The sequence below is a fragment of the Lacinutrix sp. genome, assembly GCF_037625555.1.
Classification (GTDB): Bacteria; Bacteroidota; Bacteroidia; order Flavobacteriales; family Flavobacteriaceae; genus Lacinutrix.
In genome coordinates, this window is record NZ_JASJHV010000003.1 from 1 (window position 1) to 15315 (window position 15315).

Here is a 15315-nt window from a genome sequence, read left to right on the forward strand (position 1 = left end):
CTTTTTTTTGCGTTCATAGCGGCAGTTACATTTCCTCATGCATTTGTTATGGTTAAAATGTTTTCAAAAAAAAAGCACAACCATAAATGATCGTGCTTTTTTCTAATAAACAATACTAACTTATTACTTCACTTCTTCAAATTCAACGTCTTCCACATTATCACCTTCTGCTTGAGCTGGCTCTCCTGCTCCTGCTTCTGGTCCAGCTGCTCCTCCTTGAGCATCTGCTTGTGCTTTGTACATTTCTTCGCTAGCTACTTTCCAAGCTTCGTTAATTTTTTCTAACGCTGGCTCAATTACAGCTATATCTTTAGTCTCGTAAGCTTTCTTTAATTCTTCTAAAGCCTCTTCTATTGGTGCTTTTTTATCATCAGATAATTTATCACCAAATTCTGTTAATTGCTTTTCAGTTTGAAAAATCATAGAATCTGCTTCGTTTAATTTCTTAGCATTTTCTGCTGCTTTAGCATCTGCATCTGCATTTGCTTCTGCATCTGCTTTCATTTGCTGAATTTCTTCTTCAGTTAAACCAGAAGACGCTTCGATTCTAACATCTTGTGTCTTATTTGTTGCTTTATCTGTTGCCGAAACCTTAATAATTCCGTTAGCATCAATATCGAAAGTTACTTCAATTTGAGGTGTTCCTCTTTGTGCTGGAGGAATTCCATCTAAATGAAAACGTCCTATTGTTTTATTATCTCCAGCCATTGCACGTTCACCTTGTAATACGTGGATTTCTACTGAAGGTTGATTGTCTGCTGCTGTAGAGAAAACTTGCGATTTTTTTGTTGGTATTGTTGTGTTTGCTTCAATAAGTTTCGTCATTACGTTACCCATTGTTTCAATACCTAAAGATAAAGGTGTTACGTCTAGAAGTAATACATCTTTAACATCTCCAGATAAAACACCACCTTGAATTGCTGCTCCTAAAGATACAACCTCATCTGGATTTACTCCTTTTGAAGGCGATTTTCCAAAGAACTTTTCTACTGCTTGTTGTACTGCTGGAATACGTGTAGATCCACCAACTAAAATTACTTCGTCAATATCAGATTTTGATAAACCTGCTGCTTTTAAAGCTGTTGCACAAGGCTCAATAGTACGTTTTACTAAATCGTCAATTAACTGCTCGAATTTAGAGCGTGTTAAAGTACGTACTAAGTGTTTTGGTCCGCTTGCAGTTGCTGTAATGTATGGCAAATTAATTTCAGTTTGTTCAGAAGAAGATAATTCTATCTTTGCTTTTTCGGCAGCTTCCTTAACACGTTGTAAAGACATTGGATCTTTACGCAAATCCATACCTTCTTCTGTATTAAACTCATCTGCTAACCAATCAATAATTTTCTGGTCAACATCATCACCACCTAAATGTGTATCTCCATCTGTAGATAATACTTCAAATACACCATCACCTAATTCAAGGATAGATACATCGTGTGTACCACCACCAAAATCAAATACTACTATTTTTTGGTCTGTTCCTTTTTTGTCCATACCATAAGCTAAAGCTGCTGCTGTTGGCTCATTGATAATTCTACGAACTTTTAAACCTGCAATTTCACCAGCTTCTTTAGTAGCTTGACGTTGTGCATCGTTAAAATATGCTGGAACAGTAATTACTGCTTCGCTAACTGAAGTACCTAAATAGTCTTCAGCAGTTTTTTTCATTTTCTGTAAAACCATTGCAGATAATTCTTGTGGTGTGTATAAACGACCATCAATATCTACACGTGGTGTATTATTATCTCCTTTTACAACTTTGTATGGTACACGTTCTGCTTCTTTTTTAGACTCAGAATACTTGTTACCCATAAAACGTTTAACAGAATATACTGTTTTTGTTGGGTTAGTAACTGCTTGTCTTTTTGCAGGATCTCCAACTTTAATTTCTCCACCTTCTACTAAGGCAATTACAGATGGTGTTGTTCTTTTACCTTCTGCATTAGGGATAACTACTGGCTCGTTACCTTCCATTACAGAAACACAAGAGTTGGTAGTTCCTAAATCGATTCCAATAATCTTACTCATAATTTATGTTTTTGTTTTTATTTCGCTTTCGCGGAAATGTATTTTATTAATTATTTACAAATCCTTAAAGACAATGATTATGCCATTAGAAAAAATGTGACATGATGTCATATTTATAAACTGAAATTAATTTTACTAAATTATACTTTGGTATTAATTTTGATATACCTTAGTAAAAATTAAAATATATACATATGAAATGTTTAGTAACACTATTATCGGTATTTGCCTTTTTATTAACATCTTGCGAAGGTCCACAAGGTCCTCCAGGATTTGATGGGCTTAATGGTGCTATAATTGCTTCTTCTTCCTTTGAAATTGAACTAGATTTTAATAACGCAAACAACTATGAATTTTTTGAAGCTTATGGCTTTGATGTTTTACAGTCTGATGTTACTTTGGTTTATGTTTTATGGGAAACACTAAACGGTCAAGACATATGGAGACTAATGCCACAAACAGTGTATTTTGATGATGGTGAATTAATATATAATTACGATTTTACACAAACAGACGTTAGGTTTTTTCTAGATGGCACAACAGATTTTTCGCTTTTAGATGCTTCATACACACAAAATCAAGTCTTTAGAGTTGTTGTTGTTCCTGCTGATAATGTTGGTAGAGTAGATTATACTAATTTAGATGCTGTAATGGATCTTTACGACATTAAAACATTTACAAAAAGATAGAATCCTTATTCTTTAATAGATTTTTTAAAAACAGCTTTGATACTTTAAATCAGAGCTGTTTTTTTATGTCTAATTATCTAAACAAAAAGCTATATTTGTGTAACTAAAACGGTATAGTAATTATGGAATGTATCTCAGTTTTCGATATGCTTAAAATTGGTGTTGGACCTTCAAGTTCACACACTTTAGGACCTTGGCGTGCTGCGGAACGCTGGTTACATGAATTAAAAGAAGAAGATGTTTTTAAAGATGTTACTAGGGTTCAAGTCGATTTATATGGTTCACTTTCTCTAACCGGAAAAGGTCATGCCACAGATTTGGCAGTAATGTTAGGTTTAAGTGGTAGCGATCCAGAATATATACCTACAGAAACCATAGATATTATAATAGCATCGATAGAAAATACCAAAAAATTAGTTTTAGGAAATGAAAAGATAATTGATTTTGATAGAAAATCTGAAATCGTGTTTAATCGTGTTTTTCTTCCATTTCATTCAAACGCCATAACATTCACTGCTTTTAAAATGAATACCGAAATTCATCAATCTAACTTTTACTCTATTGGTGGTGGTTTTGTAATTAATGAGGAACGAACAGTAGATGCTGAAAATAAAGAACTAAAAAAAAAATTCCTTTTCCTGTAGATAAAGCAACAGAATTACTCGCCTTTTGTCACTCTGAAAATAAAATAATTTCTGAAATAGTTTTAGAAAACGAACGCTCTCTTAGAGACTATAAAACTATAGATTTTGAAATACAGCGTATTTGGCAAACTATGTTAGACTGCATGTTTACAGGCTGCCATACTGAAGGCACTCTACCTGGAGGATTAAACGTTAGACGACGAGCTTTTGATATGCACAAGAATTTAAATATTGAAATGCCATATATTACTTCTCAAGATTGGCTGGAAAGTATTAGGCAAAGTGAAGTGAAATTTCGTCAAATTTTAAAGTGGGTAAGCTGTTTTGCTTTATCTGTTAATGAAGTAAATGCTTCTCTTGGTCGCGTAGTTACAGCTCCTACTAATGGAAGCGCTGGTGTTATTCCTGCTGTCTTAATGTATTATATGGTAATTGAAAACCATGAAGCAGACTTTAAACACATTAAACAATTTTTATTAGTTGCTGGAGAAATAGGAAGTATCTTTAAAAAAGGAGCAACAATATCTGCCGCAATGGGTGGATGCCAAGCAGAAATTGGTGTAAGCTCTGCAATGGCAGCGGCTGCATTAACAGAGTTACTTGGTGGTACTCCAGAACAAGTAATGATTGCTGCAGAAATTGCTATGGAACATCACTTGGGTTTAACCTGCGATCCTATTGGTGGATTGGTACAAATACCATGTATAGAACGTAACGCAATGGGAGCCATTAAAGCCATAAATGCTGCTGAATTAGCATTAGACACAGACCCTAAAAATGTTAAGGTACCATTAGATAAAGTTGTTGAAACGATGTGGGAAACTGCAAAGGATATGAATAATAAATACAAAGAAACTAGCGAAGGAGGATTAGCAGTTAGGGTGAATATGGCAGATTGCTAGTGTTCGATTTTTAGAATCTAACTAAATATAAGCATTCAGGCAATTTAATCTAAGTAATCTTCTATTCTACGCGTATCTACTAAATAGAAAATTTTCCAAGTTTTGTTTTCTTTTATGAGCTGAAAAGAATTAACACCACAATGACTAAATTGGCCATTAAACCAAAACTGATAGTCTGTCCAAGCATTTGCCATATTACCATCTACTTGTATATTACAGCTTAATATTTTTTCTTGAAAATCCTGACCTTCTGGTATTGAAACTATAGATTTTAAAAATTTCGAGTTCTCGGTTGTTGTTAATTCAAGTACTCCTTCTCTATTCTTGCCTATGGATTGCAACTTAATTTCTTTATAGATTACAGATTTTAAAATAATACTATCTTGTTTGTGAAAACCTTCAAAAAAAGTTTCAATAGTTTGTTTTACTTCTAAAATTTCTTTGTCTAATTCTGATTGCGCGTTGCTGTTTCCTAAGAAAAAAAGTGTTATTACTAGAATGTAGTACTTCATATTTATCAAAATTTAATGCAATGTATTGTTTTTCAATACTAAATAAAAATACTGCTTTATATGGTAAATTTACTATTTTTACAATCTATCTTAATTTATAATAAATGTCAACAGCAAAAAAAGAATACAAAAGAGTTACAGTAAAATCGTTAGTCGATATGAAAAAGCGTGGAGAAAAAATTTCTATGCTAACAGCTTACGATTATACCATGGCAAAAATTGTTGATGGTGCTGGAATAGATGTTATTCTTGTTGGTGATTCTGCAAGTAATGTAATGGCAGGACACGAAACTACCTTACCTATTACATTAGATCAAATGATATATCATGCCTCTTCTGTAATTCGTGCTGTAGACCGTTCTCTTGTTGTTGTAGATTTACCTTTTGGTAGCTACCAAAGTGATCCTAAAGAAGCGTTACGTTCTGCTATTAGAATTATGAAAGAATCTGGTGGTCATGCTGTTAAAATGGAAGGTGGGAAAGAAGTTAAAGACTCTATAAAGCGTATTTTAAACGCAGGTGTTCCAGTTATGGGACATTTAGGTTTAACACCACAATCTATCTATAAATTTGGGACTTATACAGTAAGAGCAAAAGAAGAACAAGAAGCACAACAATTAAAAGAAGATGCCTTAATGCTTGAAAAAGTAGGTTGTTTTGCTCTCGTTTTAGAAAAAATACCAGCTAAATTGGCACAAGAAGTTGCCGCAAGTATATCTATTCCTGTAATAGGTATTGGTGCTGGAAATGGTGTTGATGGACAAGTATTGGTAACACATGACATGGTTGGAATGATACATGAATTTAATCCACGTTTTTTAAGACGTTATATGAATTTATATGAGGAAATGACCAATGCATTTACACAATATGGTAAAGATGTTAAGTCTGGAGACTTTCCTAATGATACTGAGCAATATTAATATGGATTAATTCGATTGTTGGGTTATTCGATTTTTCGAACTCACTCAAATCTAAAAATCGAGCAATCGAGCAAAGGTTTTGTTAGATTTCTTCAAATGAGTTTAGGTTCTGCGTACGAGATTGAAACACAATTATTAATTGCTTCAGATTTAAATTTCATAATACAAGAAGAGTTAAATTCTCTTTTAAAAAATTTAGATTCAATAATTAAAATGACCTCAAAATTCAAATCAACTCTCAAATAAAAAATTCCAAAAGAGCAAATCGAACTAATCTAATAATCGAATTATCGAGTGATCCAAAAGTCAAAGACATTATCTAATAAATCTAATTTACAAGTTATCTACGAAGACAACCACATTATTGTGGTGAATAAACATGCAGGAGATATTGTACAAGGTGATAAAACTGGAGACAAACCGCTTAGCGATGTTGTAAAAGAATACATTGCAGAAAAATACAATAAGCCTGGCAATGTTTATTTAGGCACAGTACATAGATTAGACAGACCTACAACTGGTTTGGTTATTTTTGCCAAAACAAGTAAAGTCTTACCAAGATTAAATAAACTTTTTGTTTCTAAAGACATCTCTAAAACCTATTGGGCATTAGTAAAAAATAAGCCAGAAAATGAAACAGATTCTTTAATACATTGGTTAAAAAAGAACCCAAAAAACAACAAGTCTAGAGCACATATAAATGAAGTGCCAGATAGTAAAAAAGCAATTTTACATTACACTACAATTAAAACTTTAGATAACTACTTTCTTTTAGAAGTAAACTTAGAAACTGGTCGTCATCATCAAATTCGAGTTCAATTATCTAGTATTGGTTCACCAATAAAAGGTGATTTAAAATATGGTTTCGATCGAAGCAATAAAGACGCAAGTATTAGTTTACATGCCAGAAGTATTCGTTTTATTCATCCTGTTTCAAAAAGAGAACTAAACATTACTGCTCCTTTACCAAAAGATCCAATTTGGAACGCTTGCCTATAATTTTGTATTTACACAACTTCAAGTTTTTAAAACCTCTCAAGAATTTGTAACTTTACTTTTCTAATCTCATTATATGGTTTCTGAATTATTACAATCTCAAAAAAACTATTTTAAAACTGGTGACACTAAAAATGTTGCCTTTAGAAAACAGGTTTTAAAAAACCTTAAAACAGAACTCATAAAACGTGAAAACGAGATTATTGAAGCGCTTGCTAAAGACTTTAGAAAATCTGCTTACGAAAGTGTTTTAACCGAAATTGCTGTCGTTAATTCAGATTTAGATTTAATGATTAAGAATGTTAGTAAATGGGCAAAACCAAAACGTGTTACTCCTGCTCTATTAAACTTTCCTTCTACAGATAAATTATATTCTGAACCTTATGGACAAACCCTAATTATTGCGCCATGGAATTATCCGTATCAATTAGCCATTGCTCCAATGGCAGCTTCAATAGCTGCAGGAAATACTGTTGTATTAAAACCAAGTGAGCTTACTCCAAATACTTCTGCACTTTTAAAAAATATTATCGATGTTGTTTTTAGTCCAGAACATGTAAGTGTTCTAGAAGGTGGTGTTGACGTTTCTACCAAACTACTAGAACAATGTTGGGATTATATATTCTTTACAGGAAGTGTAAATGTTGGGAAAATTGTAGCGAAAGCTGCTGCTAAGCATTTAACACCTATCACTTTAGAGTTAGGTGGTAAAAATCCATGTATTATTGACGAGACAGCAAATATAGAGTTGACTGCTAAACGTATTGTTTGGGGCAAGTTTTTAAACGCTGGCCAAACTTGTATTGCTCCAGATTATATATTAATTCACGAAAGTATAAAAGAAACTTTTTATAAGGCTTTACAAATTGAAATAGAAAAAGCATATTCAAGTAATCCGAGTACTTCTGAAGATTTCTGTAGAATTGTTAACGACAAAAACTTTTTACGTTTAGCAAAAATGTTAGACAACGAAAATTGTATTATTGGTGGACAAACTAATGCAGAAACACGTTACATCTCTCCTACTGTAATTGATGAACCTAGCTTAGATAGTGAAGTGATGAAAGATGAAATTTTTGGACCTATACTACCTGTGATTTCTTATAAAGATGAAACTAAAATTGAAGCTATAATTTCTAAATACGAAAAACCATTATCACTTTATGTCTTTAGTACAAGTTCATCCAAAGCTAGAAAAGTAATCGAAAACTATTCTTTTGGTGGTGGTTGTATTAATGATACTGTAATCCATTTTGCAAATCATAGATTACCATTTGGAGGTGTTGGAAATAGTGGTTTAGGTGCTTACCATGGCAAATTATCATTTAATACATTTTCTCACCAAAAAGCAGTAGTAAAAAAAGGAAATTGGCTAGATTTACCTTTACGTTATGCTCCTTATAAAGGAAAACTTAAGAAAGTTAAAAAAATATTGAAGTGGCTATAAAGATTGTAAAATCAGAATTCAAAAAACTATCCCAACCAACCTTCTCTATCTAAACTTCTATATTGAATAGCTTCACTTATATGGCTTCCACTAATACTTTCTGCACCTTCTAAATCTGCGATAGTTCTGGATACTTTTAAAATACGATCGTAAGCTCTTGCTGAAAGGTTTAAACGTTCCATAGCTGTTTTTAGTAATGTTTTAGAGGCTTCGTCTAACTTACAATGTGTTCTAATTTGCTTAACATGCATTTGCGCATTATAATGTACCGTTTCAGAAGCTTCAAAACGTTTGGTTTGCCTTTCACGAGCTTTGGTTACCCGTTTTCTTATGTCTATCGAAGATTCGCCTTTACGTTCATCTGATAATTTATCAAAAGGTACAGGAGTGACTTCAATATGGATATCTATTCTATCTAACAATGGGCCAGAAATTTTACTTAAATAGCGTTGCATTTCTGCAGGACTAGAAGTTATTGTTGAAGCTTCAACTCCAAAAACAGCACTCGCGTAAACTTTGTTTAGCATATAAAGATTAGTTTAGATACTAGATGTAAAGAAAAGATAGAAATTAATTGAATTCTAAATCTGTAAATTTAAATGTTTGACCGTTAAACAATCCTTTATCACTTAATTTAAGAGCAGGAATTACCAGTAAAGCCATAAAAGACAATGACATATAAGGTGCATTTAAAGTACTACCCATTTGTTTTGCTAGTGCATCTAACGCTGCGTATTGCTTACCAATAGTTTCACCGTTTTTATCACTCATGATACCTGCAACTGGTAATGCTACTGTTTTTTCTTCGGAATTATTTACTGCGCATATACCGCCTTTGGCTTTAATAATTGCATTAACCGCTTTACAAATGGCTTCGTCTGAAACGCCAACTGCAATAATATTATGAGAATCATGACCAACAGAACTAGCAATTGCTCCTTCTTTTAATCCAAAATTCTTGATAAAAGCGATAGCAGGTTTTTCATTTTTATAACGATTTACAACTGTCATTTTAAGAACATCTGTTTCTGTATTTGAAACTAGGCTTCCGTTTTCAATTAGACTATCTGCAATAACCTCATTCGTTACCAATTGACAATCTTGGCATTCTATAACGCGTATTTTTTTTGCAGAAGATTCAAATCTAAAATCTGAAACGTCTTTTTTATCGCAATCAAAATTATTAAGATTTTCGAAAACTACATTTGGAATATTTACTTTACCAAAGTCGTAAACCAACTCACCATTTATAAAGGTTTGAAGTGTTTTAAAATCTTTTAAATCTTCAACAATAATACAATCGGCAGTATCACCAACTTTTAGTGTTCCAACGTTTAAATTATAATGTTTTATAGGATTAACACATGCCACTTGAAGTACTTTAAACACATCAACCTTTTTTGCAACTGCTCTAGCACATAATTGATTAATATGGCCTAATAGAAGATCGTCTGGATGTTTATCGTCACTACAAAACATCATGTTTTCAAAATGTTCAGGCAATAAATCTATTAATGCATTAAAATTCTTTGCTGCACTACCTTCACGAATTAATACTTTCATTCCTTTTTTAAGCTTTTCTAAAGCCTCATCATAAGTAAAACATTCGTGATCTGTAGAAATGCCTGCTGCAATATATTTTGTTATATCGTCTCCTCGTAAACCAGGCGCATGACCATCTATTGGTTTATTATTATGTTTAGCCCAAGCTATTTTTTTAAGCACTTCTTTATCATCGAAAAGTACACCTGGATAATTCATCATCTCTGCCAAATATTTAATATCTGGATTTTCCATTAAAGTTTTAATGTCTTCAGCGTCAATAATTGCTCCAGCAGATTCAAAATTGGTTGCTGGCAAACAAGAAGGTGCTCCAAAATTGAATTTAAATGGTGTTTTTTTACCATTTTCTATCATAAACTCCACACCTTTTACTCCTAGTACGTTAGCGATTTCGTGTGGATCGCTAACCGTTGCAATCGTTCCATGTTGTACAGCTAATTTTGCAAACTCGCTTGGTACTAACATAGAGCTTTCTATATGTATATGAGCATCTATAAAACCAGGTAATATATAGTGGTTTATATTGTGTTCTTTTTCTACAATAGAAACTATTTTTCCAGCTTCGATAGTAACTTCACCTTTATAAATACGCTTGTTTTGAATATCGACTATATTACCTGCTATTGTTTTCATTCTTTAAAATTAATGTAAAAAAAATCCTACAAAAGCAGGATTTAAAATTTATTACTTAAAATTACCAATTCCTGTTTTTAACCAATTTAAATACTCAATTGCATCTGGTGTAAAAGCTACAGGTTCTATTAAGTTTTCTTCATCATGATCCATTAACACATAGTATGGTTGCGTATTAGACTTATATTTAATGGTTTGAAACTCACTCCATTTCTGCCCAATATACTTAAGTTTTTTACCCTCTCTAAGTTTAGAATCTACAATTTCATCTTCTTCAAGTTTTCTTTTGTCATCTACAAAAAGAGAAATTAAGATAACATCATTTTTTAAGGCGTTTAAAATTTCTGGCTTTGGCCAAACATTTTGTTCCATTTTTCTGCAATTCACACAAGCCCAACCTGTAAAGTCTATCATTACTGGTTTATTAACTTTTTTAGCATAAGCTAAACCTAAATCGTAATCATTAAACGCTAAAATATCATGTGGTGCTAATAAATGAGCGCCTTCTGGTAAACTAGAATGATCACGACTTGCACTTCCTCCTCCTTTAGAGTTTCCTACACCATAAGGAGACTCGCTATAATCTAAAGGTGGTGGAAAGGCACTTATTATATTTAATGGTGCTCCCCAAAGTCCAGGAATCATATAAATTGTAAAAGATAAGACTATTAAACCAAGACTTAACCTTCCTACAGATATATGTTTAAGAGGCGAATCGTGCGGTAACTTTATTTTTCCAAAAAGGTATAATGCTAATGTTCCAAATATGGCAATCCATATAGCTATAAAAACTTCTCTTTCTAAAAGATGCATTTGTAACACTAAATCTGCTTGCGATAAGAATTTGAATGCTAGTGCTAATTCTAAAAAACCTAAAACCACTTTTACAGTATTTAACCAGCCACCAGATTTTGGCAAAGAATTTAGCCAACCTGGAAAAGCTGCAAAAAGCGCAAATGGTAGTGCTATTGCCATAGAAAAACCTAGCATGCCTATAATTGGAGCTAATCCTCCTTTTGATGCTGCTTCTACTAAAAGTGTTCCTACTATTGGGCCTGTACAAGAAAAGGATACGATTGCTAGTGCTAAAGCCATAAAAAAGATACCTACCATACCTCCTCTATTTGCTTGGGAATCAACTTTATTAGCCCAAGAATTTGGCAACATAATTTCGAAAGCACCTAAAAATGAAAAAGCAAAAACGGCTAGTAATAGGAAGAAGATTAAGTTAAACCAAACATTTGTTGCTAGTGCATTTAATGCATCTGCTCCAAAAATTCCAGTAACAGCTGTACCTAATAATAAATAAATTGCTATTATACACAATCCATAAATAATTGCATTTTTAATTCCTGCAGCTTTAGATTTACTTTGCTTTGTAAAAAAGCTCACTGTCATTGGTATCATTGGAAAAACACATGGTGTTAATAATGCCGCGAAACCAGATAAAAAAGCTATAAAAAAGATACTCCATAAGTCTTTAGAATCTCCATTAGTTTCTGTTTTATTAGAATCTTTAACTAAGGTAGTTCTTACTTTAGCATCTTTTAAATTGGTTTTAAAATCGAAAAAAGTTGGTGCAAGACATTTCTCATCATCACAGGCTTGAAAATAAGCCTCTGCTTCTATTGATTTTAAATCTGTATTTAAAACTTTAATTTTCTGTGTAAATACTGCTTCATTCGAAAAGTATTTAACATCCATATCGAAAGCTTTTTCAAACTTTTCTATAGATTTAGACTCCTTTAAACCACCAATTAATTCGTAATCTTTATTGTCATTTTTAAAAGTAATTTCCGTTGCAATTGGACCCATTGGGTCTTTGTTGTCTTGAGAATAAATATGCCACTTATTCTCTAAGATAGCTGTGTAATCTATTTCATACTCATTATCTCCAACTTTGTAAATAGACGATATCCATTTTACTAGATCTAATATTTTGGTGTCTTCTTTTTTCTCTTCTTTAATCTGAAAATCTACAGATTTACTCTCGAATATACACTTAGCATCGTCACAGGCTTGATAACTAATTTCTACTTCTATAGCTGTTACATTTGGGTTTAGTATTTCAATTTTTTGTATGAATGTTGCTTCATAATCAAAATAAGTCATCTCCATTTCAAAGACCTTATCAAACTTAGTGATGCTTTCACTTTCTTTAGCTTTACCTACTAATTTAAAGTCTTCAGATAATGCCTCTTCGTTATAAATAAACTCTGTTGGTATTGCACCTCCTTCTGGTAGGTGTTGTGAATACAAATGCCAATGGTCTTCTATTTCTGCTTCGAATATTAAATTATATTCGGTTTCTGAAATTTTCTCAACTATACCACTCCATTTTACTGGTTCTTCTAATTGGGCAAACATGGTTTGTATAGAAAATAACAAGAATAATAATGCTAGAATTTTCTTCATTTTTTTAGAGCTATTTTTAAAATATTATTGGTTGTATTAGTTACCTTAAATCGTTGATCTGCTCGTTGGTTTATTACCCAAACGATTTCATTATTAGAGCACAATAACAGACTTTTTTCTTTATCTAACAAAGATAATTTTTCATCTTTAAAATACTTACTAATTTTCTTTTTTCCATTTAAGCCTAAGGGATAGAAATAGTCGCCTTCTTTCCATTGTCTTACTACTAAAGGATAGTTTAACGTTTCTGCGTCCACAAAAATTTCATTTTTAGAGCTGGCATTTAGAGTCTTTACTGTTTCCAAAAACAAAATACTACTTGGTATACTTTTATCCTTTTCTTCTTCATTTATATATATGTCATTAAATTCATCATCTAATGGTAAAGGTGCCAAAATTAAATGTGTTCTGTCTTTAATTAATCTATAAGATTGAGAAAGCACTTGTTTACCACTTTGCGCAGTTAATAAATTAAGCACATCGTTAAAAGCAGTAAAACCAAATGGCTTGAATATTTCTACCAAGTAAGCTCTTGGGTTATTTAGCTTTAAAAACTCTGAAATATTGTAAGTTATTTCATTGTTATTTAAGTCTATAATGGCGCGTTTTAAAACCGCATTCACACTTTCTTCTAAAATATCTTCTGTTTCTCTAAGATGCTGTAATGTGGTTTCAAAGTTTTTAAGCAGGTTAGAATTTACTTCTTTTAATTTTGGTATTACTTCGTGTCTTAATTGGTTCCTTAAATACTTGGTTGATGCATTACTACTATCTTCTCGCCACTCTATTTTTTGTTGTTTAGCGTAATTTTCTATTGTTTCTCTAGAAAAACTTAATAATGGTCTTATAATGTTTCCATTAGTTTCTGGTATTCCTGTTAAGCCATCTAATCCTGTGCCTCTGGATAAATTAATTAAAAAAGTTTCAAGATTATCGTCTGCATGATGTGCTGTTAAAATATAATCGAAACTTAACTGTTCAGCTAATTCTTGAAACCAATTGTAACGCATTTCTCTGGCTGCCATTTGTATAGATAACTTATTTTCTTGAGCATAAGTATTAGTGTCAAAATGTTGGATAAAAGCTTCTAAATCTAAAGATTTAGCTAAATTTAAAACAAACGCCTCGTCTCCATTACTTTCTTTATCTCGCAAATTAAAATTACAGTGTGCAATGGCTATATCTAGTTTTGCTTCTTTACATAAATGCGTTAAAACAACACTGTCCAAACCGCCAGAAACAGCAAGTAATAGCTTCTTTTGATTAAGAAAATTAAGATTTAAGTTAATGTATGTATTGAAGTTTTCTAACACGTTGTAAATGTACGTTTTTTGAAGTTTTTAAGCCACTAATTTTCCAATACTTCTCTCATTGCTTTTGCTTTAACAAGACATTCTTCGTATTCTTTTAATGGTTCGCTTTTTGCTGTAATTGCTCCACCTACAGAATAAGAGACGTATTTCTTATTTTCGTTATAAAGAATACTTCTTATAACGACATTAAAATCGAAATCTCCCTTAGGTGAAATATAACCAACACTACCAGAATACAAGCCACGTTTCGTTTCTTCTAATGCTTCAATAATTTGCATTGCTGAAATTTTTGGAGCTCCAGTCATACTTCCCATTGGAAAGGTAGTTTTTAGAATATCTATTGGGTTTGTAGTGTCCTCAACTTCTGAAACTACAGTAGAAACCATTTGATGAACTTGATCAAAACTGTAAATTTTACAAAGTTCTTCAACTTTTATACTACCCTTTTTTGCTGTTTGAGAAAGGTCATTTCTAACTAAATCTACAATCATTATGTTTTCGCTTCGTTCTTTTTCATCACTTATCAAATCATTTTTTAAAATAGAATCCATAATATGGTCTGGATCACGCTTTGCTGTTCCTTTTATGGGTTGCGAAACTACTTTATTTCCTGTTTTTTTTATGTAACGTTCTGGAGATGCTGATAATAAATAGTTAGTATCAAACTTTAAAAATGTTGCAAAAGGAGGTTTTGATATAGCATTTAGTTTAGTATAAGTCTCTAAAGGCTGAATTATAGTGTCTTCTGCATAAAACTCTTGACAAAAATTAGCCTCATAAATATCTCCACGATGAATGTGAGATAGTACTTTAGTAACCTTATTAAAATACTCGTCTTGATGTATTTTTAATTTAATTTTTATAGGATTATCGTTTTCTTTTAACAAACTAGCATGTTGTTCCACTTTGCAATTTAGAATTGCTTTAAAATCTTCTTCTAATTCATCACCAACTCCATTTAAATAGAGTGTTTCTAAAGTACTACCTTTTATCAAAAATATTTTTTTAGGTTGAAAAAAATACAAATCAGGAAACTCTAAACCATCATCATTATTAGATGTTAAAGCTTCAGTGTCATTTTTTAAATCGTAAGTTAAATATCCAAAAATCCAATCTTTAGTACTGTTATAATACTCCTTTAATTTATCGAATGCATTAAAATAATCGGTCTGTAATGCTGTAAAAGCATCTACAGCCAAAATAGCATCATAACTAGAATAGTTTTGAATATAATTATTAGAATCTAACCA

The 15315-nt window shown here is 31.9% G+C and carries 12 protein-coding genes and 1 pseudogene; 6 read left to right on the forward strand and 7 right to left on the reverse strand.

Translation table 11 applies throughout. The features are described 5' to 3' along the window. Positions 1–123: 123 nt before the first annotated feature. A complete protein-coding gene (dnaK, locus tag QNK89_RS00085; protein ID WP_340168882.1) occupies positions 124–2028 on the reverse strand; it encodes a molecular chaperone DnaK in 1905 nt (634 codons plus the stop codon). A 194-nt stretch (positions 2029–2222) separates the two neighbouring features. On the opposite strand from dnaK, the gene QNK89_RS00090 reads away from it, so the two are divergent. Both QNK89_RS00090 and QNK89_RS00095 read left to right on the forward strand, forming a co-directional pair. Further along, complete coding sequence (locus QNK89_RS00090) at positions 2223–2717, forward strand: hypothetical protein (protein WP_340168883.1); 495 nt, start codon at positions 2223–2225, stop codon at positions 2715–2717. A gap of 122 nt (positions 2718–2839) precedes the next feature. Further along, positions 2840–4263: pseudogene (locus QNK89_RS00095) on the forward strand (L-serine ammonia-lyase). 44 nt (positions 4264–4307) lie between these two features. Here QNK89_RS00095 and QNK89_RS00100 read toward each other — a convergent pair. Then, on the reverse strand, positions 4308–4775 hold the full coding sequence (locus QNK89_RS00100; protein WP_340168884.1) for a nuclear transport factor 2 family protein: 468 nt from the start codon (positions 4773–4775) through the stop codon (positions 4308–4310). 104 nt (positions 4776–4879) lie between these two features. Between QNK89_RS00100 and panB the strand changes: the two genes are divergently transcribed. The 4 genes from panB to QNK89_RS00120 all read left to right on the forward strand — a co-directional run bounded on the left by panB (position 4880) and on the right by QNK89_RS00120 (position 8141). After that, positions 4880–5698 carry a 3-methyl-2-oxobutanoate hydroxymethyltransferase gene (gene panB / locus QNK89_RS00105; RefSeq protein ID WP_340168885.1) on the forward strand — a complete coding sequence of 273 codons (819 nt, stop codon included), beginning with the start codon at positions 4880–4882 and terminating at the stop codon, positions 5696–5698. A gap of 18 nt (positions 5699–5716) precedes the next feature. Continuing rightward, on the forward strand, positions 5717–5944 hold the full coding sequence (locus QNK89_RS00110; RefSeq protein WP_340168886.1) for a four helix bundle protein: 228 nt from the start codon (positions 5717–5719) through the stop codon (positions 5942–5944). Positions 5945–5992: 48 nt separating this feature from the next. Continuing rightward, positions 5993–6697, forward strand: a complete 705-nt coding sequence (locus tag QNK89_RS00115; RefSeq protein ID WP_340168887.1) for an RluA family pseudouridine synthase — start codon at positions 5993–5995, stop codon at positions 6695–6697. Between the two features lie 73 nt (positions 6698–6770). Continuing rightward, the gene (locus QNK89_RS00120; RefSeq protein WP_340168888.1) at positions 6771–8141 is read left to right on the forward strand and encodes an aldehyde dehydrogenase; all 1371 of its coding nucleotides are present in this window, start codon (positions 6771–6773) and stop codon (positions 8139–8141) included. 26 nt (positions 8142–8167) lie between these two features. Here QNK89_RS00120 and QNK89_RS00125 read toward each other — a convergent pair whose 3' ends face one another. From QNK89_RS00125 to QNK89_RS00145, 5 genes are all read right to left on the reverse strand, one after another. Continuing rightward, complete coding sequence (locus QNK89_RS00125) at positions 8168–8668, reverse strand: ATP-binding protein (RefSeq protein WP_340168889.1); 501 nt, start codon at positions 8666–8668, stop codon at positions 8168–8170. 43 nt (positions 8669–8711) lie between these two features. Next, positions 8712–10337 carry an adenine deaminase gene (gene ade / locus QNK89_RS00130; protein ID WP_340168890.1) on the reverse strand — a complete coding sequence of 542 codons (1626 nt, stop codon included), beginning with the start codon at positions 10335–10337 and terminating at the stop codon, positions 8712–8714. A 51-nt stretch (positions 10338–10388) separates the two neighbouring features. Next, positions 10389–12752 carry a cytochrome c biogenesis protein CcdA gene (locus tag QNK89_RS00135; RefSeq protein ID WP_340168891.1) on the reverse strand — a complete coding sequence of 788 codons (2364 nt, stop codon included), beginning with the start codon at positions 12750–12752 and terminating at the stop codon, positions 10389–10391. After that, a complete protein-coding gene (gene tilS / locus QNK89_RS00140) occupies positions 12749–14065 on the reverse strand; it encodes a tRNA lysidine(34) synthetase TilS (protein WP_340168892.1) in 1317 nt (438 codons plus the stop codon). The genes QNK89_RS00135 and tilS overlap by 4 nt, the downstream gene beginning before the upstream one ends. 35 nt (positions 14066–14100) lie before the next feature. Further along, positions 14101–15315 (reverse strand): anthranilate synthase component I family protein (locus tag QNK89_RS00145; protein WP_340168893.1); only part of this gene is annotated, 1215 nt, incomplete at its 5' end.